The 23,785-nt window shown below is 63.8% G+C and carries 22 protein-coding genes and 1 tRNA gene; 10 read left to right on the top strand and 13 right to left on the bottom strand.

The features are described from left to right. Window positions 1–110 precede the first annotated feature (110 nt). From NKI95_RS22555 to NKI95_RS22535, 5 genes are all read left to right on the top strand, one after another. The gene (locus tag NKI95_RS22555; protein WP_352719425.1) at window positions 111–539 is read left to right on the top strand and encodes an Lrp/AsnC family transcriptional regulator; all 429 of its coding nucleotides are present in this window, start codon (window positions 111–113) and stop codon (window positions 537–539) included. A gap of 192 nt (window positions 540–731) precedes the next feature. After that, window positions 732–1,097 (top strand): RidA family protein, encoded by a 366-nt coding sequence (locus tag NKI95_RS22550; protein WP_352719424.1) that lies wholly within the window; start codon window positions 732–734, stop codon window positions 1,095–1,097. Window positions 1,098–1,119: 22 nt separating this feature from the next. Then, a complete protein-coding gene (locus NKI95_RS22545; protein ID WP_352719423.1) occupies window positions 1,120–2,355 on the top strand; it encodes an amidohydrolase/deacetylase family metallohydrolase in 1,236 nt (411 codons plus the stop codon). A gap of 57 nt (window positions 2,356–2,412) precedes the next feature. Next, the gene (locus tag NKI95_RS22540; RefSeq protein WP_352719422.1) at window positions 2,413–2,703 is read left to right on the top strand and encodes a ribbon-helix-helix domain-containing protein; all 291 of its coding nucleotides are present in this window, start codon (window positions 2,413–2,415) and stop codon (window positions 2,701–2,703) included. Continuing rightward, window positions 2,700–3,005: a type II toxin-antitoxin system RelE/ParE family toxin gene (locus NKI95_RS22535; RefSeq protein WP_352719421.1), complete on the top strand. Its 306-nt coding sequence runs from the start codon at window positions 2,700–2,702 to the stop codon at window positions 3,003–3,005. Before NKI95_RS22540 ends, NKI95_RS22535 begins: the two co-directional genes overlap by 4 nt. Before the next feature lie 84 nt (window positions 3,006–3,089). Here the strand turns inward: NKI95_RS22535 and NKI95_RS22530 are convergent, their stop codons facing one another. The 7 genes from NKI95_RS22530 to NKI95_RS22500 form a co-directional block, all read right to left on the bottom strand. Continuing rightward, window positions 3,090–4,871: an NAD(P)/FAD-dependent oxidoreductase gene (locus NKI95_RS22530; RefSeq protein ID WP_352719420.1), complete on the bottom strand. Its 1,782-nt coding sequence runs from the start codon at window positions 4,869–4,871 to the stop codon at window positions 3,090–3,092. A 63-nt stretch (window positions 4,872–4,934) separates the two neighbouring features. Next, window positions 4,935–5,258, bottom strand: a complete 324-nt coding sequence (locus NKI95_RS22525) for a hypothetical protein (protein WP_352719419.1) — start codon at window positions 5,256–5,258, stop codon at window positions 4,935–4,937. Between the two features lie 31 nt (window positions 5,259–5,289). Further along, window positions 5,290–7,323 carry an aldo/keto reductase gene (locus NKI95_RS22520; RefSeq protein WP_352719418.1) on the bottom strand — a complete coding sequence of 678 codons (2,034 nt, stop codon included), beginning with the start codon at window positions 7,321–7,323 and terminating at the stop codon, window positions 5,290–5,292. A gap of 56 nt (window positions 7,324–7,379) precedes the next feature. Continuing rightward, window positions 7,380–8,477, bottom strand: a complete 1,098-nt coding sequence (locus NKI95_RS22515) for an ABC transporter ATP-binding protein (protein ID WP_352719417.1) — start codon at window positions 8,475–8,477, stop codon at window positions 7,380–7,382. An 8-nt stretch (window positions 8,478–8,485) separates the two neighbouring features. Next, window positions 8,486–9,352, bottom strand: coding sequence for a carbohydrate ABC transporter permease (locus NKI95_RS22510; RefSeq protein ID WP_352719416.1), 867 nt, complete (start codon window positions 9,350–9,352; stop codon window positions 8,486–8,488). After that, complete coding sequence (locus NKI95_RS22505) at window positions 9,349–10,209, bottom strand: carbohydrate ABC transporter permease (protein WP_254817930.1); 861 nt, start codon at window positions 10,207–10,209, stop codon at window positions 9,349–9,351. Before NKI95_RS22505 ends, NKI95_RS22510 begins: the two co-directional genes overlap by 4 nt. Window positions 10,210–10,416: 207 nt before the next feature. After that, the gene (locus tag NKI95_RS22500) at window positions 10,417–11,688 is read right to left on the bottom strand and encodes an extracellular solute-binding protein (protein ID WP_023675947.1); all 1,272 of its coding nucleotides are present in this window, start codon (window positions 11,686–11,688) and stop codon (window positions 10,417–10,419) included. A 106-nt stretch (window positions 11,689–11,794) separates the two neighbouring features. Here NKI95_RS22500 and NKI95_RS22495 point away from each other — a divergent pair, with 106 nt between their 5' ends. Further along, window positions 11,795–12,667, top strand: coding sequence for a helix-turn-helix domain-containing protein (locus tag NKI95_RS22495; RefSeq protein WP_352719415.1), 873 nt, complete (start codon window positions 11,795–11,797; stop codon window positions 12,665–12,667). Window positions 12,668–12,676: 9 nt separating this feature from the next. Here NKI95_RS22495 and NKI95_RS22490 read toward each other — a convergent pair whose 3' ends face one another. From NKI95_RS22490 to NKI95_RS22480, 3 genes are all read right to left on the bottom strand, one after another. Beyond that, the gene (locus NKI95_RS22490; RefSeq protein WP_352719414.1) at window positions 12,677–13,915 is read right to left on the bottom strand and encodes a M24 family metallopeptidase; all 1,239 of its coding nucleotides are present in this window, start codon (window positions 13,913–13,915) and stop codon (window positions 12,677–12,679) included. A gap of 191 nt (window positions 13,916–14,106) precedes the next feature. Beyond that, a complete protein-coding gene (locus NKI95_RS22485; protein WP_352719413.1) occupies window positions 14,107–14,445 on the bottom strand; it encodes a hypothetical protein in 339 nt (112 codons plus the stop codon). Between the two features lie 280 nt (window positions 14,446–14,725). Beyond that, window positions 14,726–14,800 (bottom strand) — tRNA-Gly (locus NKI95_RS22480). A gap of 232 nt (window positions 14,801–15,032) precedes the next feature. Here NKI95_RS22480 and NKI95_RS22475 point away from each other — a divergent pair. From NKI95_RS22475 to NKI95_RS22460, 4 genes are all read left to right on the top strand, one after another. Next, window positions 15,033–15,530, top strand: a complete 498-nt coding sequence (locus tag NKI95_RS22475) for a prolyl-tRNA synthetase associated domain-containing protein (protein ID WP_352719412.1) — start codon at window positions 15,033–15,035, stop codon at window positions 15,528–15,530. An 85-nt stretch (window positions 15,531–15,615) separates the two neighbouring features. Beyond that, window positions 15,616–16,608: a thioredoxin gene (gene trxA / locus NKI95_RS22470; protein ID WP_352669081.1), complete on the top strand. Its 993-nt coding sequence runs from the start codon at window positions 15,616–15,618 to the stop codon at window positions 16,606–16,608. A gap of 163 nt (window positions 16,609–16,771) precedes the next feature. Continuing rightward, a complete protein-coding gene (locus NKI95_RS22465; RefSeq protein ID WP_352719411.1) occupies window positions 16,772–17,443 on the top strand; it encodes an LON peptidase substrate-binding domain-containing protein in 672 nt (223 codons plus the stop codon). Window positions 17,444–17,525: 82 nt separating this feature from the next. Continuing rightward, window positions 17,526–17,765, top strand: a complete 240-nt coding sequence (locus NKI95_RS22460; protein ID WP_292665009.1) for a Trm112 family protein — start codon at window positions 17,526–17,528, stop codon at window positions 17,763–17,765. An 89-nt stretch (window positions 17,766–17,854) separates the two neighbouring features. On the opposite strand, the gene NKI95_RS22455 is transcribed toward NKI95_RS22460, so the two are convergent. The 3 genes from NKI95_RS22455 to NKI95_RS22445 are packed head-to-tail and all read right to left on the bottom strand — an operon-like array spanning window position 17,855 to window position 23,653. After that, window positions 17,855–21,163: an error-prone DNA polymerase gene (locus NKI95_RS22455; protein WP_352719410.1), complete on the bottom strand. Its 3,309-nt coding sequence runs from the start codon at window positions 21,161–21,163 to the stop codon at window positions 17,855–17,857. Next, window positions 21,160–22,638: a DUF6504 family protein gene (locus tag NKI95_RS22450; protein ID WP_352719409.1), complete on the bottom strand. Its 1,479-nt coding sequence runs from the start codon at window positions 22,636–22,638 to the stop codon at window positions 21,160–21,162. Before NKI95_RS22450 ends, NKI95_RS22455 begins: the two co-directional genes overlap by 4 nt. Then, the gene (locus NKI95_RS22445; RefSeq protein ID WP_352719408.1) at window positions 22,580–23,653 is read right to left on the bottom strand and encodes an ImuA family protein; all 1,074 of its coding nucleotides are present in this window, start codon (window positions 23,651–23,653) and stop codon (window positions 22,580–22,582) included. The genes NKI95_RS22450 and NKI95_RS22445 overlap by 59 nt, the downstream gene beginning before the upstream one ends. Window positions 23,654–23,785: the final 132 nt, after the last annotated feature.

Raw genomic sequence — 23,785 nt, 5'->3', positions numbered from 1 at the left:
CACCAATGCTAAATTCACGGTTAGAATCGCAGCTTGCCTGTCGAAAGGAAGCGTGGGATTGTACTAAACGCAGTCTCTCTTTACACAATATGCCGACAAGGTTCGTCGAAATGCTCAGCGATGCCGACCAGGCGCTGCTTTCCCTGCTGCGCATCAATGCGCGCGCCTCGACCGCCGAACTGGCGCGGCGGCTCGGCGTCTCACGAACGACGGTGCAAAGCCGGATCGAGCGGCTGGAACAGCGCGGCATCATCGCCGGCTACTGCGTCAGGCTTTCGCCGGATTACGAACAGGGGCTGGTCAGGGCGCATGTCCTGCTCACCGTCACCCCCAAGCTTGCCGACAAGGTGGTGCGCAGCCTGCAGGCGCTGGCGCCGGTTCGCACGCTGCACTCGGTCAGCGGCAATTTCGACATGATCGTCATCGTCGAGGCGCCGTCGATCAGGGATCTCGACACGCTTCTCGACCAGATCGGCGCCATGGACGGGGTCGAGCGCACGTCGTCGTCGATCATCCTGTCGACGCGGATCGACCGCTGAGCCGGCTGGTGTCGCGGGTCCAGACGCTGGCGGGACAGAGGGGGCGCGAAGGATCACCAAGGGCGGTGATCGTTCTGGCGTTACCGCAGCAAAGCGATATAGGCTTTCAAAATGTGGATCGATGGCGTGCAACCGCCCCCTATCTCTCGCAGCATCGCGCGTTCATCCAAAGAACCTAGACAGGAGGCCTTCTTGCCCAAGCAGTGTTTTGGAAAATCCCATGTGCCGTTGTCTCCGGCGGTCAGGGCCGGCGATTTCGTCTATGTCTCAGGCCAGGTACCGGTCGGCAGCGACGGGCTGGTGGTCAAGGGCGGCATCGCCGAACAGACCGAGCAGGTGCTGTCGAACGTCAAGGGGGCACTGGCGCTGGCCGGCTGTACCCTCGACGACGTGGTCAAGACGACGGTCTGGCTGGAGGACGCGCGCGATTTCGGCATTTTCAACACCGTCTATGCCAGGCATTTCCCGAAAGACCCGCCGGCGCGCACGACAGTGGAGTCGCGGCTGATGATCGACATCAAGATCGAGGTCGAGGTCGTTGCCTACAGGCCGGCCTGACGGGCAAGCGGAGACAGGCGCGATGCAATTCGATCTGCTGATAAAAGGCGGCCGCCTCATCGATCCGGCGTCCGGCCTCGACGCGCAACGCGATCTGGCGATTGCCGACGGCCGTATCGCCGCGATCGACGCCGAAATCCCCTTCGAACGTGCCGCGCGCGTCATCGACGCCACGGGCTCCATCGTCGCGCCGGGCCTGATCGACCTGCACAGCCATGTCTATTGGGGCGGCACCTCGCTCGGCGTCGATGCCGACCGGCTCGCCGCAAAGAGCGGCACCACCACCTTCATCGATGCCGGAAGTGCCGGCGCCGGCAATTTCCTCGGCTTTCGCCGCCACGTCATCGAGCGCTCGAAGGTCCGCATCCTGGCCTATGTGAACATTTCCTTTGCCGGCATTTTCGGCTTCTCGCAGACCGTGGCGGTCGGCGAGTGTAGCGACCTCCGGCTCTGCGAACCGCGGGAAACGGTGGCGGCGGCGCGCGAGCACGCGGACGTGGTTGTCGGCGTCAAGGTTCGCTCGGGTCGCCACGCCGGTGGCACCAGCGGCATCGCGCCGGTCGATCTCGCGCTCGAGGCCGCCGACAAAGCCGGCCTGCCGCTGATGGCGCATATAGACGAGCCGCCGCCCGGCCGCTCGGAAGTGCTGCCGCGGCTGCGCAAGGGCGACATCCTCACCCACTGCTTCCGGCCGTTTCCCAACGCGCCGGTCTTCGCCTCGGGGGCGGTGCGGCCGGACATGCGGCTGGCGCGCGAGCGCGGCGTCATCTTCGATATCGGCCACGGCATGGGCTCGTTCGATTTCGAAGTGGCCAAAGCGATGCTGAGCGAAGGATTGGCGCCGGACGTGATCAGCAGTGACGTGCATCTCTATTGTGTCGATGGTCCCGCCTTCGACATTCTGGTCTGCATGTCGAAGCTGCTGGCGCTCGCCATGCCGCTGGTCGAAGTGCTGCGCGCCGCAACACAGCGGCCGGCCGAGGCAATCGCCAGGCCCGATCTCGGCAGGCTTGCCGTTGGTGCGGTCGGGGACATCGCGGTGCTGCGGCTGCGTCCGGGCCGCTTCACCTTTGTCGATTCGGTCGGCGCCATGCTGGTCGCCGAGCAAAGGTTGGTCTCGGACGGCATCGTGGTCGGCGGCAGCTGGTGGCCGAACGAGGCGGTGGACGATCTCGGCGAAACCGAGCGCTTCGAAGCGCATGCGCACGACACGCATGTCGATGTTGTGAGCCGGCATTTCGGGCATGACCACGATTGAGAGTGGTGTATGATTAAGTCATATCCCATGTTATAAAGGGGTAACGAGGAGACGACCATGCGAACAACTCAACCTCTGACCATCACCCTGCCGCTCGATATGGCGCAGATGGTGAAGGACAAAGTCTCATCGGGCGAATATGCCACCGAAAGCGAGGTCATCCGAGACGGCCTGCGGACTTTGGCTGCCCGCGATGCGGCCATCGAGCGTTGGCTGCGCGAAGAGGTCACCCCGACCCTCGAGGATGCACACGCACATCCTGAACGTCTGTTGAGCGCAGACCAGTTGCGCAAGAACCTGTCCAACCGTATCGATGCCGTAACTGCCAAATCCCGCTCCGGGACATGAAATATGAGGTCAGGTTTCATGCTGCAGCCGAACGGGACATTGCCGAGCTGCTGGCGGAACTTGCGCCCAAGGCCGGCGCCGCCACCGCGCTGCGGTTTGTCAACCGGATCGTCGATTATTGCCTCAGCTTCGAGACCTTCCCCGAACGCGGTACGCGCCACGACGACATCGCGCCTGGACTACGCACGGTGGGCTGGCGACGGCGCGCGACAATTGCATTCGAGATCGTCGGGAGCAGGGTAGTGATCCTGCGTATTCTCTACGCAGGTCGTACGCTTGACCTGTCGGAGGAGGAAGAATAGCGCCAACGATGAGTAGCGAACGCACTTGCCCACAACCGGCTGGGCCACACCGCGACCATCCTCCACTGGGACGGATGGCTCGGCCTACCGCCCCGGCGCTCCATAGACCGGCGTCGCAACGCCTTCCATGCGCGCCTTGATCTGCAGCGCCACGTACTTCGAATAGAAGCGGGACAGCGCCAGATTGCCGCCGTGGAACCACAGCGCTTGCTGCGCCGTCGGCTTCCACATGTTGCGCAATTCGCCTTGCCACGGACCCGGGTCGCCTTCCACGCCCGAGCCAATCCCCCAGCACGGCCCGACCTTGTCGGCGACTTCGCGCGAAACGATCGCCGCCACGGTTTCGTTCATCGAGAGATAGCCGGTGCAGGCGATGATTGCGTCGGCCGCCAGTTCGGTGCCGTCGTCGAAGAGGATGCCTGTCGGCGTCAGCGACTTGATCCCGACGCCGCTACGGATGCCGATCTCGCCGTCGATGATCAGATCGCAGGCGCCGACGTCGATGTAGAAGCCCGAGCCGGTGCGGTAGGCCTTCATCAGGAGCCCGGTCTCGTCGTCGCCGAAATCGATGGCGAAGCCGGCGCTGCGCAAGCGGTCGTAGAAGGCCGCGTCTCGCGCCTTGATGATGTCGTAAAGCGCCCGCTGGCCTTGCGGCAGTAGCGCGAACGGCGTCGAGGCGACGATCATGTCGGCCTTCTCGGTGGTGATGCCGCGGGCCAGCGCCTTTTCCGAGAATATCTCGAAACCGATCTCCATCAGCGTGTCCGACTTGACCACCGTCGTCGGCGATCGCTGGATCATGGTCACCTCGGCGCCGCTCTCCCAGAGGTCGACGCTGACGTCATGGCCGGAACTTGCCGCGCCGATGACTGCGACCTTTTTGCCGCGGAATTTCTCGCCGCTGGAATACTGGCTGGAATGCAGGATTTCGCCTTGGAAGACATCGGCGCCCGGCAGGTCGATCGGCCTCGGCGGGCCGTAGGCGCCGGTCGCGAAGACGATGTGCCTGGGCTTCAGCGTGATGCGCTCGCCGGCGCGGTCGAGCTCGACCGTCCAGACCTTTTCGGTCTCGTCATAGGACGCGCTCACGCATGTGGTGGAGGTCCAGTAGTTGAGCTCCATGACGCGCGTATACATCTCCAGCCAGTCGCCCATCTTGTCCTTGGGCGTGAACACCGGCCAGTTCTCGGGAAACGGGATGTAGGGCAGGTGATCGTACCAGACCGGGTCGTGCAGCACGAGCGAGCGGTAGCGATTGCGCCAGGAATCGCCGGCCTGGGCGTTCTTCTCGATGACGATGGCCGGCACGCCCAATTGCCTGAGCCGCGCCCCCAGCATGATGCCGCCCTGGCCGCCGCCGATGACCAGGCAATAGGGCTGCCGGCTAACGCCGAGGTCACGCGCCTCGCGGCGCCTCGCCTCCAGCCAGGTTTCGCGCTCCGGATCGGCCTTGTGGCGGACGCCCAAAGGCCGCGCCGGGCCCTTGCGCTCTTCAAACCCCTTGAGATCGCTCATCGCCGTGAACAGCGTCCGGCACTTGCCGTCCATGAGGCGCATGATGCCATGCCCCCACGCCGATGACGTCTCGAAAGAAAACCAGGCTTCGGTGGTGCCTTCGTCCGCAGTCGCTTCGCCGCTGAGCTGCCATCGAGCGGGCTTTGTCGTGGCCAGCGTCGCCGTCAGCATGTCGCGAATCGCGGCCGCCCCCTCCATCGTCCTGATGTTCCAGGTGAAGGTCAAAAGATCGCGCCAATAGCAGTCCTCGACGAACAGGCTGGTTGCGGCCTCGACGTCGCCTGCTTCGAGCGCTCGGGCAAAGGAACCGAGCCAGGTGGCAGCCTGTTTCGATGGTGCGATGTCGAGCATCTATCTTCCTCGTCGACCAAGAGCGCCAGAATCCGCGCAAAATTCGGTAGGGCCAGTATAAATTCAGAAGGGATCGTAGCCATCTACTCCCGTTATAACGGCTCCTCGGCGGTTGCCAGGTGGGACCATGATTTCCGAGCCGTTGTCAAATCTGATCCGAACCGTGTCCTCCAAGGCTACTTCTACAAGTCGCGTTCCGACCAAACTCCAAATTGTGCTTACATCGCCATTACGATTATCTGGGTTTATCCAGACGCCAGCACCTCCGTCGTGGGCCACCTTGAATAAAGTCCAGAGTTCCACGGTAACGTCAATAAACTTCAGATCCACTGAGTCGCTCTCGAGAAGCACTCTGATCAGCTCGTTTCCAATCCACGAGTCACGCATAGCGCATCTTCTAGCAACCTTCTCCCTGCCGTCAGGCCCGCGCCCGGGCCTGATCCGAACCGCTATCCAGCCATGCAAGATCGTCCGGCGAAAGCGAGATGTCGAGTGCCTGGAGGCTGTCTTCCAATTCGTCGAGCGAGCGCGGCCCGATCAGCGGGACGGACGGGAAGGGCTGCGCCAGGACATAGGCGAGCGCGATGTGGATCGGGCTCTTGCCCAGGCGTTTGGCGAGCTCGATGGCGCGGTCGCGCCGGCCGAAATTCTTGTCCGAGTACCAGACGCGGACCAACTCCTCATTGTCGCGCCGGTCGCGGCCGGCGCGATCGGTGAAGAAGCCGCGGCCCTGACTCGACCAGGCGAAGTTCGGCATCTGCCGGGCGGTGAGCCAGGCCTTCCACGCGTCGCTGGAGGAGGTGACGCAGCCTGCCCAGATTGGCTCCAGCATCTCGGCCAACGAGAAATTGTTGGAAAGCGCGCCGGGCTTCTGCTTGCCGGTGCGCTCGGCATAGGCAATCGCCTCGTCCATGCGTTCCATCGTCCAGTTCGAGCCGCCGAACGGACCGCGAATGCGGCCGGCCTTGACCTCGCGGTCCATCGCATCGACGAACTCGTCGACCGGCACGTCCGGATTGTCGCGGTGCATGAAATAGACGTCGATATGGTCGGTCTGCAGCCGCTCGAGTGACTGGGTGAGCTGCTTGCCGATGATGTCGGGATAGCAGAGCGGCGAGTGCGCGCCCTTGCCGATGACCACCGACTGCTCGCGCACGCCGCGGTTCTTCAGCCACTGGCCGAGCAGCGTCTCGGTATAGCCGGAACCGTAGACGAAGGCGGTGTCGAACAGATTGCCGCCGGCCTCGAAATAGGCGTCGAGCAGGATGGCGCCCGACGAAAAGGTACGGAAATCCTCGAAGCCGAGCGCCAGGCACGAGGCCGGCCGCGGCAGGCCCGGGATGCCGCGCTTGGGGATCGCGGTCCCGCCGGAGCGCAGCTTCCGTCCGGAGATCGTGTTGACACGCTTTGCCGGTTTCTCGATGTCATATTCGAGCCCGATTGCGGCTCGCCATTTATCGAGCACGCGCAGATTGCCGAGACTGTCGGCCCAGCCCATGCCGGGCCAGGCGAACTCCTGCTTCCCGCCGAGAATGGCCTCGCCGGCGGCATCGACCTCGAATGCATAAAGCCAGCCGTCCTCCTTGACCTCGACCACCTCGGTGTCACCCGGACGGATGATGCGGATTTCGCCGGTGCCGCCTTGCTGGCCGCCGGCATACCAAAAATCCGCCACCTCGATGCGGCCTTTGCTGCCGAGAATGCGCAAGACATTGTCCTGAGCGAGCGAGATGCTGCAGGACACTTCCGCGACGATGCCGCCCGGAAAATGCAACAACGCCGACGCCCATTCGTCGACGCCTGATTGGCCGAGATGCGCAGCGCCGACCACTTTGTCCGGCTCGGCGAGGGGCTTTCCCGCCGCGGCGCCGGCAATCAGCCGCGCCATCGAGACGGGATAGCCGCCGACATCGAGAATGCCGCCGCCGGCGAGATCCTTTGCGTAGAGACGGTGCTCCGGCATGAAGCCCGGCATGGCGAAGCCGAAACTGGATTTGATCATCTTGATCTCGCCGATCGCGCCGGCCCTGATCAGCTCGACCAGCTTGGCCGTCTGCGGATGCAGCCGGTACATGAAGGCTTCGCCGAGAAAGGTGCCGGCCTTGCGCGCGGCATGGATCATCGCGTCGGCCTCGAAGGCGGTCAGGCCAAGCGGCTTTTCGCAAAGCACATGCTTTCCGGCCTCGGCCGCCCTGGTCGCCCATTCGGCATGGCTCGGATGCGGCGTCGAAATATAGATCGCATCGACGTCCGGATCGCCAAGCAATGCCTCGTAGCCGTCGAGGATGCGGGCGCCGGGGAAAGCCTCGGTGAGCCCCGCCTTGCCGGGATTACGCGCGCCGATGGCGACCAATGTGCCGGTGCGCGAATGGGCGACGCCGCCGGCAAAGGCCTTGGCGATGTTGCCGGGCCCGAGAATGCCCCAGCGAATTTTTTCTGGTTTGGACGTCATGTCGAATCTCCGTGGGGTGGCCGCGATCAATCGCGATCGGACAAAAGAAAGATGGGTTAGCGAATGCGTGCGCCGGTGGCGTCGAAGAGAAGCGAGCGGTCGGCCCTGATCGACACCACCAGGTCGTCGCCGTTCGCTCGATGCCGCGAGGCCTCGCGCTCGATGATCAGTTCCTCGCGCCCGCGCCCGGTTCCGGAATTGGCGTAGACATAGCTCACCGATCCCAAGTGCTCGGCGACGTCGGCCTTGAGGGTAAGGTCGCAATCGCCCTGGCCAGCGTCGAAGAAATGCTCCGGCCGCACGCCAAGCACGACATCGCCGCCTATCGCAGGCAAGGCATCCGAAAGCGGCTTGCGCAGTCGCGCGCCGCGATGGTTGACCAGTTCGACGATCGCAGCGCCGTTGTCGGTCCCGACCATTTTCGCCACCAGAAAATTCATCTTCGGCGAGCCGACGAAGCCGGCAACGAAACGGTTGGCCGGGTCATCGTAGAGATCGAGCGGCGCGCCGATCTGTTCGATATTGCCGGCGTTGAGCACGACAATCCTGTCGGCCAGCGTCATCGCCTCGGTCTGGTCGTGCGTCACATAGACCATGGTAACGCCAAGCTCCTTATGAAGGCGCGATATCTCGACGCGCATCTGCACCCTGAGCTCGGCATCGAGATTGCTGAGCGGTTCGTCGAACAGGAACACTTGCGGCTCACGCACGATGGCACGGCCGATGGCGACGCGCTGGCGCTGGCCGCCCGACAATTGCCGCGGCCGCCGCTTCATCAGCTCGGCGATGCGCAGGATTTCGGAAGCCCGCTTCACCCGCCGCTCGGTATCTGCCTTGGGGTTGCCGGTCATTCTCAGGCCGAAGCTCAGATTCTGCTCGACCGTCATATGCGGATAGAGCGCGTAGGACTGGAACACCATGGCGATGCCGCGATCGGCCGCCTCGACGTCGTTCACCACCTTGCCGCCAATGGCGATCTCACCGTCGCTGATGTCCTCGAGCCCGGCGATCATCCGGAGCAGCGTGGACTTGCCGCAGCCGGAAGGGCCGACGAAGACGACGAATTCGCCGTCATCGATGTGGATGTTGGCGCCGTGGACGATCTCGAAGACGCCGAAGCGCTTGATAACGTTTTTGAGTGTGACTGCCGCCATGCTGATCCTTACTTGATAGCGCCGGCGGCGATGCCGGCGACGAAATGGCGCTGCAGAAGCACGAACACGACGAGCATTGGCGCCGTCAGCATCACGGCGCCCGCCATGATGCCGCCCCAGGACACCTTGGTGAGACCGATCAGCGTGCCGAGCGCCACCGGCGCGGTCATTGCGCCCGGTTTGGAATTGATCAGCAGCGGCCAGAGATAGTTGTTCCAGGAGGCAAGGAAGAGGATGATGGCGAGCGCCGCCAGCATCGGCCGCGCCAGAGGCAGTGCGACGAACAGGAATATCCGCCATTCCTTGACGCCCTCGACCTTGGCGGCGTCGAACAGCTCGTGCGGCATCATCGAAAAACTCTGCCGCATGAACAGCACGCCCAGCGAGTTGAACAGCGGTGGCACGATCAGCGCTACCCAGGTGTTGGCGAGCTTGAAGTCGCGCGCCACCATGATGAATTGCGGGATCAGCACGACCGCATAGGGCAGCGTGATGGTGCCGAAGATGATGGCGACGACCATGCCCTTGCCGAAGAAGTTGTAACGCGCCAGCGCCCAGCCGGCCATCGAGGTCAGCATCACCGACAGGAAGGTATAGGTCACCGCCACCGAGACGGAGATGCCGATGGCGCTGATGAAATTGGTGCCGCGCTGCAGATTGCCGACATTGTCGAGGAAATTGCCGTGCGGCAAAAGCTCGATGTCGGGGCTGAAGATGCCGTTGTCGGGCATCGTGGAAAACACCACCATCATCCACAGCGGAAACAGCCAGACCAGCGCCAGCGGCGTCAGGAACAGATGCAGTGCGATGCTGCGGCCCAATCTGGCCTGGGAACGGCTGACCCGGGAATGGCCGATTGGGGAGCGCGAGGTCATTTAGGTTCCCTCGTCAGCCATATCTGCACCAGCGAGATGGCGATCGCCAGCCCGGCCATGGTGTAGGCGACGGCCGAAGCGTAGCCGAAATTGAGCGACCGGAAGCCCTGGCGGTAAAGCAGCAGCCCGAGCGTTTCGGTGCCGCCGCCCGGCCCGCCGCGCTCGGTGATCAGGAAGGGCTCGGTGAACAGCTGCATGGTGCCGATGATCGACAGCACGGCGCAGAACACGATGATCGGCTTGAGCAGCGGCAGCGTGATGTAGAAGAACTGTTTGACCTTGCTGACCCGGTCCAGGGTCGCCGCCTCGTAGACATCCTCGGGAATCGACTGCAGGCCGGCGAGCAGGATGATGGCGTTGTAGCCGGCCCAGCGCCACGTCACCGCCATCATGATCACCGCCATCGCCGGGGTGACGTTGGTAAACCAGTCGACACTGGGCAGGCCGATGCTGTTCAGCAATTTGTTGATGATGCCGTAGTCGAGATTGAACATCAGCCGGAAAACCGCCGAATAGGCGACTTCGCCGACCACGACCGGCGCGAAGAAGGCAAAGCGGAACAGGCCACGCGCCTTGAGCAGCGGCGAATTCAAAAGCACCGCCATCACAATCGCCAGCGAAATCATCACCGGCACCTGGATGACAAGGATCAGCAATGTGTTCTTCAAGGCATTGAAGAAGGCGGGATCGCCGATCAGCCGGCCCCAGTTGAAGGTCGGCGCGAACCGCCACGGCACGGTGCGCGTCGCCTGGAACGAGATCAGGAAGGAATCGATGATCGGCCACAGCCAGAAGATCGAAAAGATCAGCAGATAAGGCGCGAGAAAGCGATACGCCGTGGCGTTCTGGTAGCGCATCGTTTTCCTCCTTTCCGCTTTTCAAGCTTGTTGCCTTCTCCCCTTGTGGGAGAAGGTAGGTCGGCGCCTAGCGCCGAGACGGTTGAAGGGTGATGGCCGGAGTGCCGCCGGCGCCAAGCTGGAGCACCCCTCATCCGTCGCCTTCGGCGACACCTTCTCCCACAAGGGGAGAAGGGGAGCCGTGCGCTCGGAGCCGCCTCGTTCAGATCACGACTTGACCGGCAGGCCGGTCGCCGCGGCGATCTGGCTTGCGGCATCGTCGAGCGCTGCCTTGGCGTCGGGATAGCCGCCGGCCAGATATTTGGTCTGCACCGCGCGGATGATTATCTCGGCGTCGCTCTGGAACGGTGTGCCGCGGCTGGGGACGACCTTGGGCAAGGTGCCGAGGATGTCCTTCCACACGGCCTGGCCACCCCAATAGGGCAGGCCTTCGGAGACATAAGGGTCGTTGAGCGCCGAGATCAGCGACGGCACCAGGCCGAAGCCTTTCAGCATGGTGATCTGGCCTTCATTCGTCGCAAGCGTGTATTTCAGATAGGCGTAGGCGGCTTCCTTGTTCTTCGACACCGAGGTGATGGCGAGCGAGGAGCCGCCGAGATTGGCGGCGCGTGGACCGTCGGCGGTCAGGCTCGGCATCAAATAGACGCCCCATTTGCCTGCCCCATCGGGCGATTCGGTGCGCACGGTGCCTTCATACCAGCCGCCATACATCTGCGTGGCGACCTTGCCGGCGGTGTTGTTGGTGATCTTGGTGCTCCAGTCGGCCGAGGAAATGATGCCGGCGTCCTTCATCTCCTTGATCTTGGTCATGGCGTCGACGCATTTGGGCTGGTTGACCGTGATCGATTGACCATCGGCGGAGAAGTAGGCGCAGCCCTGCTCGTTGGAGATCATGCGGAAGAATTCGGAATCGCCGTTGAAATCGGCGTTGGTCATCGTGACGCCGGGATTGGCGGCCTGGATCTTCTTGGCGGCGGCGATGAAATCGTCCCAGGTCTTGATCGAGGACGGATCGACGCCGGCCTTCTCGTAGAAGTCGCGGCGGTAGAACATCGCCACTGGACCGGAATCCCAGGGCATCGCATAGGCCTTGTCGTCAACCTCGAGCTCGGTGCGCTTGAAGTCGGGGAATTTTGCCTGGTCTTCCGCGGTGTAGCCGAGTGTGTGCAGATCGACGAAGCAATCCGGGAACTGGCTCCAGTAGTTTTCCGCCTCCCCGTTCTCGATCGTCACGATGTCCGGCAGACCCTCGCCGCCGGCGGCACAGCCGGCGATCGACTTGTCGTAAGTCGGCTGGTTGCCAAGGTCCTCGACGGTCACCTTGATGTCGGGATACTGCTTGTTGAAGCCCGCTATGGTGGCCTTCAGCGACGAAGCGGCGATATTCCAGCTCCAGATCGTGATTTCACCGGACTGCGCAAAGGCCGGGCTGGAGCCCAAGGCAAGCGCGAGCGCGGCGCAGGTCAATTTTATGCGCATTGAAATCCTCCCATTTCAGTTGCTCTCTGTTTGCGAGCGTGGCTAGACTAGGCCTCGGGAACGCCTTGTCCGCGACAAAGGGAATAAGAAATGAGCGGAAAGTAAGATGCCGGAAAGGCCGTTTTACCAGCCCGGCGCCAGCAGCGTGGAGGGCCTGCCGCTGCTGCTGCAGATGTTCCACACCCAGCCCCTGGTGATGCTCAAGCCACACTGGCACGCCCAGGTTGAGGTGAATTTCATCGTGCGCGGCGCCGTGCATTACCGCATGGACGGACACGGGCTTTCGCTCTCTGCGGGCGACATGTGCCTGTTCTGGGGCGGCCTGCCGCACCAGATGGACGAAGCCTCCGACGATGCCATCTATGCCGGCGCGCATCTGCCGCTGGTGCATTTCTTTCGGCTGCATTTGCCCGTCGATGTCCGCAACAGGCTGATGACGGGCGCGACGCTGGTGACCGACGCCACCGACCGGTCGGACGACCACAATTTCGAGCGCTGGAACCGCTATGCGCGCTCCGGCGACCCGGTCAAGGCCGAGCATGCCGTCAACGAGCTTTTGCTGCGGCTGGAGCGGGTGCGCTTCGAGCCTTACCGGCTGGTTCCCGAAACACCGGCCGAACAGGAGATAGGCAGTCCCTTCGATCAGCAATCGCTGCGCAATGTCGGGCGCATGTGCGACTTCATCGCCGAGAATTTCCTCTACGAGATCGATTGCGTCGACATTGCCGCGGCGGCCGACATCCATCCCAAATACGCCATGAGCATCTTCAAGAAATCGACCGGCATGACGCTCAACGAATATGTGAATCTGCTGCGCCTCAGCTACGCGCAGGCGCTGCTGATGCATCAGGATGCCAATGTGCTGCGCGTCGCCATGGAATCGGGCTTCGGCTCGCTCAGCGCCTTCAACAAGTCGTTCCGCAAGCTTGCCGGCATGTCGCCGTCGGATTTCCGCAGGGGCGTGGCCGGCGCCAGGTGACGGCTGGATTCAGCCGAAAGTAGCCAGGCTTCTCGGCAGGCGGTTCATCGGCAGCGACCCGTTGGCGGTGATCAGGAACTGGTCCTCGAGATTGAAGCTGGCGAGACCGTCGATGTAGAGCGGGATCTCGAATGCCAGCACCATGCCGGCTTCGATCACGACATCGCTGTCGGCCGAAATGAAGGGCCATTGCTCGGAAAATACGGAATGGCCGACGCTGTGGCCGAAATGGCCGCGGCGATAGGAACGCAGGCCCTGGCGCGCCAGGCTTTCGCTGGCGGCGTGATGCACGCCGGCGAGCGGCTTTCCGGGCATAAGCGCGGCAAGCCCGTCGGCGAAGGCGCGTTCGGCTATCGCATGCAATTCGGCCTGTTCGGGCGACGGTGGCCCGAAGGTGAAATTCCGCGACATGTCCGAGGCATAGCCGTTCACGCTGCAGACCATGTCGGCCTTGAGCGGATCACCGGCGGCGGCGACCGCATCGGCGCTTTTGGGGCGAGCGCCCAGCGTGACGTATTCCGCCGTCGAGATTTGCTGCGATGACCCGGCGGCTGCATCGGCGACGCCTTGCCGGTAGAGCGCGATCAGCTCAGACTGACGCATGCCGGTCGTCGCATGCTGCTGCAGCCGCGACAGGCCGGCTTCCGACAGGACGATGCCTTGCTGCAGGAGGTCGATCTCGCTCTGCGATTTGACTGCCCGCAGCCTGTCGAGGATCTGCGAGCCATTGACCAGGGCAGTGCCCGCCAACATCGCCTGCATCGCGGAAAAATCGCTGGCCGGGACAAAATCCAGCTCGATGCCGAGCGTTGCACGCTCCAGCCCGAATTCTGCGAGGATCATTTTCAGCTCGCGGACGGAGCGGGCAAGCTCGAAGGTCGCCGGACGTGAAAAACCGGGCGCGCGGCCAACCAGGCCCGCCTCGATGCGCTGCGCAACGGGCCGGTCGGCCGTCGCCGGCTCAAGCGACGCCGATTCGACCCAGATCGGATGCGTGCGCAGGACGGCATCGGGCGCCGCCGCGCGCAGCTGGGCAGCCTGGAAATCCGCCACCACGACGCCGATCGGCAGGTCGCCGCGCTTGGGAATGACCACGAAGCCGGCGCCGGCGCGCCGGAACAGGCCGGCCGGGCCGATCCAGGCGCCGGTGGCGTACTGGAACGCCTCGGGCTCGCAAAGCACCAGCGCCTCGATGCTGGCGCGCTGCATCAGGTCTGTTGCGCGCTCGCGGTCGACAAAGCCGGTCATGGGTTCCCTCCAGTGCGATCGAATTCGATGCCGACGCGGCGGCATTTGGCCTCAGCGTAGCTTCAGTGCCGCGGTGGAGCAGCTTTTTTCTGGAAGCGCTGTTCACCTTGAGAGTTCGACGCCAGGACGGGAAACGAAAAAGCCGCGGCGAACCGCGGCTTTTCAACGCGACAATTGTCGGCTTCGAAAGCTTATTCGGTTTCGTCGGAAGTGTCGTCGGCAGTGTCTGCCGCGTCTTTCGCGGCCTTCCTATCCAGCGCTGCCTGCAAGGCCAGCGTAGCCCGTGGTGAGGCCGGTGTCGTGGCAACGACCGCCATTGCATGAGCAACTCCGCTCGTCGACTTGTCCTTGGCCGCGGCGGAAGTGGCGGCTCCGTGTCCCTGCGAGCCGGCCCCGGCCGAGTTTCCGCCGTTGCCGTTGCTGCCGCCATTGCCGTTGCCATTGCCATTACCGCCGGGAGCAGCGAGGACCGGAGACGCGACAAGGGTGAGAGTGGCTACAGTCGCGAATAGATAGGTGCGCGTTTTCATAGTTCCTCCTTCGAGTCGCCTCCCGCCAGGATGGGTTCCAGATGAGAAACGTCAGGACTTCCAATGTGAAAGTCCGCTGTTTACCTAGCTTTGTTCAAATACAGCATTCCACAAGACGGACCTTGGTCCGAAATGGACACGCAAAAGTCCTGACTTTTGTCGGCAGCGTACTTTCGGCGCGACCGTAGCATCTGCTGGCCAGTGCGTCGTGTGCAGTCCAAACGCGAAAAAGCCGCGGTGGACCGCGGCTTTTCGATGCTTGATTTCCCTTGAGAGAAATTGGAGCGGGTGAAGCGATTCGAACGCTCGACCCCAACCTTGGCAAGGTTGTGCTCTACCCCTGAGCTACACCCGCTCGCGCGGCTTTTGGGCCGCAAGCCGCGCCTATATGGCTGAAGAGCGCGGCGATTGCAACAGGGAATTCGCAGGCTTTTTGCTTCGCCGGCAATGCGGACGAGCCCTGCCGCGAGACGTCGCAAGGCAATCACCCCCGCCTCGCGCGACGGGCTTGTCTTGGCCGCATCATTGGCCGTAAACGGCGTTAGCCGAACAAGCCGTTGAAAAGCGGGCCATCAGAAGAAAGACCGATGCCGAAGACCGAAGCCGAACTTTTCGCCTTTCTTGCCGGACTCGGGATCGAGGTATCGACCCGGCGCCATCCGCCGCTGTTCACGGTCGCCGATTCGCAGGCGCTGCGCGGCGAGATTGCCGGCGGCCACACCAAGAACCTGTTCCTCAAGGACAAGAAGGACAATTTCTTCCTGGTCAGCGTCGACGAGGAGGCCGTGGTCGATCTCAAGCAGATCCACCATCTGATCGGCGCTGCGGGCCGCGTGTCTTTCGGCCGGCCGGAGATGCTGATGGAGCTTCTCGGCGTCTTCCCGGGCGCGGTCACGGTGTTCGGGCTGATCAACGACACCCAGCGAAGGGTCAAGGTCGTTTTGGACGAGGAGCTGATGAGCCATGCGGTGGTCAATGCCCACCCGCTGACCAACGAAGCGACGACGTCCATCGCTGCGGCGGACCTGGTCAAATTCGTCGAGGCAACCGGACATGATGCTGTTATCTTGAAAGTCTCGGCATGATCGCCACATGGGTGACTGAAACCGGGTTCTAAAGAAGGATGTTGCGCCCGTCCCTTGGCCGGCGGCGCGACCGAAAGGCGACGAGATGAGCGATAGCAACCCCTTTGGCGGCCCATTTGGCAGCAATGGCGGCCAGTATGCCACCACCGTGCAATATGGCGGCACCGATGCCGCGCGTGAGAAGGTCGCGCTTGCCGAAGCGCCGGCCGACGTCATCAAGGACACAACGACCGCTGGATTTGCCGCCGACGTTATCCAGGAATCGCGCCGCCAGCCGGTGTTGGTCGATTTCTGGGCGCCATGGTGCGGCCCCTGCAAGCAATTGACGCCGCTGCTGGAGAAGGCGGTGAAAGCCGCCGGCGGCAAGGTCAAGCTGGTCAAGATGAATATAGACGACCATCCATCGATCGCCGGCCAGCTTGGCATCCAGTCGATACCGGCGGTCATTGCCTTCAAGGACGGCCAGCCGGTCGACGGCTTCATGGGCGCCATTCCCGAGAGCCAGATCACGCAATTCATCCAGAAGGTCGGCGGCAAGAACGGTGGCGCGCCGCAAGTGGCCGAGGCGCTGGCTGCGGCCGCCGAAGCGCGCGACGCCGGGGACGTGCAGACGGCGGCCGACATTTACGATGCCATCCTGGAACAGGCGCCGGAGACGATCGAGGCGATCGCCGGCTTGGGCGATCTGCTGTTCGAGGCCGGCGATGCCGAAGGTGCCGAGGCGGTGCTGGCGCGGGCGCCGGAAGCGAAGAAGGATGCGCCCCAGCTCGCCGCGCTGCGCGCCAAGATGGCGCTCGCCGCGCAAGCCGCGGCACTTGGCAATCCGGCGGAACTGGAACGGCGGCTGGCCGAAAATCCCGGGGATCACCAGGCGCGGTTCGAGCTTGCCATGATCCAGAACGCCAAGGGTGATCGCATGGCGGCGGCCGACAATCTGCTGGCGATCATCAAGGCCGACCGCTCGTGGAACGACGACGGCGCCAGAACCCAGTTGCTGCAGCTCTTCGAGGCATGGGGCATGACCGACGAAGCAACGCTGTCGGCACGGCGCAAATTGTCTTCGCTGCTGTTTTCCTGAGCCGGCGCAGACTGTTTTGTCGCGCGGGCTTGCGGTGGGCGGCGGCTGCGCCAGATTAGGTTTTCGGACGGCGTTCGATTTCAGGTTTCCGGTGTTGCGCCTTGTGCCGGCCGGGAGGAGACGGATTTGGTGCGCTTCCTGACAAAGCGATCGGAGGATTGAGGTGCAGGCGGGAAACGCGCATTACCGGCTCGCTGCGGACTTACCGTCGACCATGCCTATCTTTCCGCTTGAGGGCGCATTGCTGCTGCCGGGAGGCCGCATGCCGCTCAACATCTTCGAGCCGCGCTATCTGCAGATGGTCGACGAGGCGATCGCCGGGCCGCGGCTGATCGGCATGATCCAGCCCAGCCTTGACGGTGCGCTGCGTCCCGACGGCGAGCCGGAGCTCTGCAATGTCGGCTGTGCCGGGCGCATCATTGCGCTGTCCGAGAGCGGCGACGGCCGTTACCTGATTTCGCTGCAGGGCGTGTGCCGGTTCCGCATTGTCCAGGAACTCACGGTCAAGACGCCGTTCCGCCAGTGCCGGTTGGCACCCTTTCTCACCGATCTCGACGACGACCAGGCAGAAGCCGAGATCGATCGGCCGGCGCTGCTCAAAGCGTTTCGCGCCTATCTGCAGGCCAACGATCTGGAGGCCGACTGGGAAAGCGTCAGCCGCGCCGAAAACGCCATGCTGGTCAACGCGCTGTCGATGATGGCGCCCTACGGGCCGGCCGAGAAACAGGCGCTGCTCGAAGCGGCCGATCTAAAGACACGCGCCGAAACGCTGATCGCCATCACCGAAATGGCGCTGGCGCGCGACAATGAGGATTTCGGTTCGAGTTTGCAGTAGGTTGGCCCTCCTTCTCCCCCAGGGGGAGAAGGAAGTCCGCGCTCGAAACCTGAAGCGGTTGCCTTGTGGAAGGATGGATCGAATGGCGGATGGACGTGACGGGAACAGGACTGTCGATCCCAAGCTGCTGGAACTGCTGGCCTGCCCGCTGACCAAGGGGCCGCTTGCCTGGGATCCGGAGCGCGGCGAGCTTATCTCGCGGGTGGCAAAGCTTGCCTATCCGGTGCGGGACGGCATTCCGATCATGCTGCCATCGGAGGCGCGTGTCATCGCCATAGATGATGCCATGCCGCCGCCGCCGCGCCTGGGTGGCTCGGGATAAGGCTGGTCTGTGGCGATCTTTCGCGCCTCCCTCTGTCCCGCCGGCATCAAAGTTCAGCACCGCAGCAGCGCTCTGACGAAGGGTGAGGCCTATTGAAAATTGCGCCCCTTGGGCATGACCTTCTCTGCCTTTCCCAATAGTTCCGTTTGCGCGATGCTGCCCGGCTGAGTCTCGTCTGCACGGCTCGGCAGTCTGTCCGCAGGCCTTGCCTCCTCAAGCAGCACCGACAGCCACGGCGTCAGATCCTCGACCTTCTCGGCGACGATATGGATGACGTCCGATTCCGATTGCAGCTTGCCGGTGACGCGGATGAGACGCGCGCCCATGACGATGGGGCGGAAGCGGTCAAAAGTCCTTTCCCAGAAAATGATGTTGGCGACCGCATTCTCGTCTTCCAGCGTCAGGAAAATCGCCTTGCCATTGCCCGGCCGCTGCCGCACCAGCACGAGGCCGGCGACCGAAACGCGCCGGCCGTCCCGCACCTGGCCGAGCCGCACATTGGGCGTGACGCCGGAACGATCCAGCCTTTCACGCAGGAACGCGACCGGGTGCGCCTTCAGCGACAGGCCGAGCGAGCGGTAGTCGTGGACGACGTGCTCGCCGAGCGGCATTGTCGGGAGCCTGGTTTCGGGCTCGAGATCGCGCAAGCGGATCGCCGGCTGGTCGAACAGCGGCAGCTTTTCGGCGGCACTCTTGCCGTCGAGCGCGCGGACCGCCCATAGAGCGTCGCGGCGGTTCAATCCAAGCGATCGGAAAGCGTCGGCCTGCGCCAGTTTTTCGATCTCGTCGACGTTGAGGCCCGAGCGCAGCCAGACATCGCGCACGGATGCATAGCCGGCGCCGCGCCTCGACACAAACGCCTCCATGCGCTCCTTCGACAGGCCCTTGACCTGGCGAAAGCCAAGCCGGACGGCATGGCTGGTCCGGATGACGCCGCGCATCCGGGCATGGCGATCCAGGATACGATCAGGATCGAAAGGCGATTTCTCCAAGGCGCAATCCCAGCCGGAAAAATTGACGTCGACCTCGCGGATCTCGACGCCATGGTCATGCGCGTCGCGGACAAGCTGGGCCGGCTGGTAAAACCCCATCGGCTGGGAATTCAGGATCGCGGCGCAGAACACGTCGGGATAGAAGGTCTTGAACCAGCAGGAGGCATAGACCAGCAGGGCGAAGGAGGCGGCGTGGCTTTCGGGAAAGCCATACTCGCCAAAACCCTCGATCTGCTTGAAGCAGCGCTCGGCGAAGTCTTTTTCGTAGCCCTTGGCGACCATGCCGTCGACCATTCTCTTGCGGTAATTGCCGATCGTGCCGGTGCGCTTGAATGTCGCCATGGCGCGGCGCAATTCATCGGCCTCGCCCGGCCTGAAGCCGCCGGCGACGATGGCGATCTTCATCGCCTGCTCCTGGAACAGCGGCACGCCCAGCGTCCTGCCGAGTATTTTTTCCAGTTCCGGCTTGGGATATTCGGGTTTTTCCTTGCCTTGCCGGCGGCGCAGATAGGGGTGGACCATGTCGCCCTGGATCGGGCCGGGCCGCACGATCGCCACCTCGATGACGAGGTCGTAAAAGCTTTTTGGCTTGAGCCGCGGCAGCATCGACATCTGCGCGCGGGATTCGATCTGGAAGACGCCGATCGTGTCGGCGCGGCAGATCATGTCGTAGACATGTTTGTCCTCGGCCGGGAGAGTGGCCAACACATAGGGCTGGCCGTAATCATCCCGCGCGCTCGGATAGTGATCCTGGAGCAGGGTGAAGGCGCGCTGCAGGCAGGTCAGCATGCCGAGCGCCAGCACGTCCACTTTAAGGATTTTCACCGCGTCTAGATCATCCTTGTCCCACTCGACCATCTTGCGCTCGTCCATCGCCGTCTTGACGATGGGTACGATCTCGTCGAGCCGGTCCCTTGTGATGACGAAACCGCCGACATGCTGCGACAAATGACGGGGAAAGCCCATGATCTCGTTGGCGCATTCGATCACATGCCTTGTCGATGGATCGGTCTGATCGAGGCCGCCGGCTTTTGTCTCCTTTTCGCCGAGCTCCGAGGTCGACCAGCCCCAGATCGAACTGGACAGCGCGCCCCGGACGTCGTCCGACAGGCCCATCGCCTTGGCCACTTCGCGCATCGCCGAGCGGCCCCGGTAGCTGACGACGGCGGCGGCCAGCGCGGTGCGCTTGGTGCTGTATTTGGAATAGATGTACTGGATGACCTCCTCGCGCTTTTCATGCTCGAAATCGACATCGATGTCGGGCGGCTCGTTTCTTTCCTCGGAAATGAAGCGCTCGAAAAGCGTGTCGATCTTGTCCGGGCCAACTTCGGTGATGCCGATGCAGAAGCAGACGATCGAGTTGGCGGCGGAGCCGCGCCCCTGGCAGAGAATGTTCTGGCTGCGGGCGAATTTGACGATGTCGTAGACGGTCAGGAAATAGCGCGCGTAGTTCAGGCGCTCGATCAGAGCGAGTTCCTCCTCGATGCGCTGCGTCACAAAAGCGGGCACGCCCGAGGGGTAGCGGATGGCGGCTCCCTCCTTGGCCAGCCTTTCCAGCTCGGCCTGCGGCCCGAGGCCCGATTCCGTCGGCTCATCGGGATAGTTGTATTGCAGGTCACTGAGCGAGAAGGTCAGCTCGCCGGCAAAACGCAGCGTTTCCGCCAGCGCTTGCGGGTGCCTGCGGAAAAGCCGTGCCATCTCCAGCGGCAGCTTTAAGTGACGCTCGGCATTGGCCGCCAGTTCCAGCCCCACCTCGGCGACGGGCACATTGAGGCGGATCGCCGTCAGCACGTCCTGCAGCGGGCGCCGTTCCGCCGTATGGTAGAGCACATCGTTGGTCGCCATCAGCGGGATGCCGGCCAGTTCGGCCATCGCCGCCGCCTGCTCGATCCGGAAGCGGTCGTTGCCGCGGTAATCCGGCGAAACAGCCAGCCGCAGCCTTTCGCCGAAGCGATCCCTGAGCCGGCTAAGCAAAGCGAGGCTATCGTTCGCGTCCGCCGACAGATCCGGCAGGATGGCCAGCGACAGGCGATCGCCCCATTCGAGAAGGTCGTTCTGTTTGAGAAGCGTTGCCCCTTTTTCGTTTTCGTCACGCAGATTGGCCTGCGTCAGCATGCGGCAGAGATGACCCCAGCCCTTGCGGTCCCGCGGGTAGGCGAGGATGTCCGGCGTGCCGTCGCAAAACACCAGGCGGCAGCCGGGATGATAGGAAACACCTTCCACTTTGGCCTGCTGCCAGGCGCGCACAACGCCCGCCACCGTGTTGCGGTCGGCGAGCCCGATCGCCGAAAATCCCATGAATTTTGCCGCGACCACCAGCTCCTCCGGTTTCGAGGCGCCGCGCAGGAACGAGAAGTTCGACTGGATGCCGAATTCGGCATAGGGGATGGCCGTCAGCGCATTCATGCGAAGACCCCATGCATGAACCAGCGCGGCGAAGGCTGCGAGGCGCCGTAGAGGCCCTGGCGATAGAGCCAGTAACGGCGGCCATCGGCATCCTCGATGCGGAAATAATCCCGGGTCGGCTCATCTTCTCGTCCCGCCGCCCCTCGCCACCATTCCGGCGCGATGCGCTCCGGCCCTTCGGCGCGCGCGACCCGATAGAGCGCGCGCCGCCAGCGGAAGTTCAAAGGCGGGCCTTCCGGCATTTCGGTGGCCGGCACCTCGATCGGCTCGGGCGAACGGAAAAGCCGGATCGGCCGTTCCGGCTGGAAGACGGTCGTGGGAGCGTCCTTCGCCTTGTCGGGCTGCTTCGGCGGCGAGCTTCTCTGCGGCGCCTCCGTGAAGGGAAGGGTGGCGACGGCGCGCTCCGGCAAATGGCTCTCGACGGCGACCGGCTTCAAGACCGCGCCTTCGCCGAGCCGGGCGCGAATGCGGTCGGCAAAAAGCGCGATATCGGCACCGTCGTCGCTCGTCTCGCCGGCAAGGTCTGCCTGCTGCATGTCGAAGGCGGCGGCGGTCAGCACCGAAAGGCGCACGAGGTCGAAGCCATAGCCGGCGTCGATATCCTGTTCGAGCGCGGCAAGCCTTTCGTGGAACAATTTCTGGATCAGCCGCGGCTCGCGCAGAGGCCGCGAGGTGCCGACGGCGATGCGGCTGACGCCGCCATCGACGCGGAAAAGCAGCAGCGCCAGCCGCCTCGCGCCCTCGCCGCGACGCTCGAGGTCGCTCTTCAAGGTGGTTGCCAGCATGCCTGTCAGCCGCTCGATGTCCTCGGTCAGCATGATCGGCTCGGCAAGGTGACGCTCGACCGAAAGCGGTGCCACCGGCAGGCGCGGCGACACGGCCTCCTCGAGGCGGCCAAGCGCCTGGTCGAGGCGCAAGAGTAGCGATGCGCCGAAGCGGCGGGCCAGCGGCGCGCGCGGTGCCGCCATGACGGCGCCCGCCGTGCGCAGGCCGACGCTTTCGAGGCTGGCGCGGACCTCCGGGCCGATGCGCAGCGCCGCCAACGGCAAGGGCGCGAGAAGCGCTTCCTCCTCACCATCGGGCACGATGCGGTCGCCGGCAAACCGCGCCGCCGCCCAGGCAGCACCAGGCGTGGCGGCAAGCCCGGCGCGGACATCGAAGCCCTGATGGAAAAAACGCGACAGGATATCGTCCAGCATCGAGCGTTCGCCGCCGAAAAGATGGGTGCAGCCGGTGACGTCGAGATAGAGGCCGTCGGTCCCGTCGAGCGCCACCAGCGGGGTATAGCGGTCGCACCAGTCGGCGAGGCCTTCGAGAAGGCGCCGGTCGGCCTCCGGATCGGCCTCCACGATGTCGATCGAGGGATGCATGGCGCGCGCATCGGCTATGCCCATGCCGCGCTTCAGGTTAAGCGCCTCAGCCCGTTCGTCGAGGGCGGCGATGCGCTGGGTGTTCCCTTGGCGATGGCTGATCACCAGCGGCAGGTGATCCGACGGCCGGGAACGCCAGGACCGCCCCAGACGCTGCCGCAGGATCCTCTCGGCGGCGAGATGCGGAAACCACAGGGACAGGATTCTTTGGCCGTTCTGGGGCCCATTCCTGAGACCTTCCTTGCTCGCCCCGTCTTTCTTCGAATATGCGTTCATCGGGGTTCCACTCCAGTGTGAATTTTCCGGGCAAGGCCGTGCGGCTCTTGCCGATGACGACGGTGAAGGCGGGCCGGCCGATCGAGCCGGCGAGCGGCCCGGCAAGCGTCTTACGCGTTGCCGCCGGTGCCGCCGACAGGATGAGGCGGACGGGCGCTGCCGTCGGCTCGGGCTCGCCGGCCTGGCGCAGCAGGAACAGCGGCCGGCCCGCACTCTGCGCCCGGGCGTGCAGCCGCCGCGTCGCGGTGAGGTCAAGCCGCTGCGGGCTGCCGCGGATTTCGAGGATGACAGCGGCCAGCGCCGTCATCCTGGCAGCCTCCTCGGCGACCCACAGCGCATCGAGCAGCCTTGGCGCCTCGGAAAACAGCAATTGCTCCGGCTCGATGCCGAAGAAGGCATGAAGCCCCCTGGCATAGGGAAAGCCGGCCTCGCGGAAAACCTCGGATGTGCCGATCCACAGCACCGGCAGTCGCGGCCCCTGGCTGAGGATCAGGCTGACGAGCGACAAGACAAAACCGGCGACGGCCCCGGCATCGCGGGTCGCGGCGCCATGAAACTCGCTCAGCGCCGCTTTCGGCAGGCCGCCGCTCAGCGCAGCATCGAGGCGCTCGGCGCCGGTGCGCAAAAACGCATCGGGCGGCGCCACGGCAAGACCGCGCCGGACAATCGTCAGATTCCGAGCGGGTGTCGGATGCCGAGAGGGTGTCAGACTCTGACGAGGGACATCCGCGTCAAACGACGAACCGGCCGGCGCCTCCAGGCGCTCGGGCAAGGTCCCTTCGATCTTCGCGATCTGGCGGCGCAGGGCAAAAACAGTCTCCCGCGCCACGGCGCTTGTCGCCATGACGGTCAGCTTCCACTCACAATTGTTCCTGTTATGTTCCCTATAGATTCCAGAGGCCGCCCGAAGAGTCAAGCGGAGTCATGGGGAATTTATTCCTGCCTTGATGGCATGACACGGGGCACTCCAGCCCGA

It is taken from the genome of Mesorhizobium sp. M0306 (genome assembly GCF_040321655.1).
In the GTDB taxonomy this organism is placed as follows: Bacteria; Pseudomonadota; Alphaproteobacteria; order Rhizobiales; family Rhizobiaceae; genus Mesorhizobium.
This window is presented reverse-complemented; position numbering and strand designations above follow the sequence as displayed.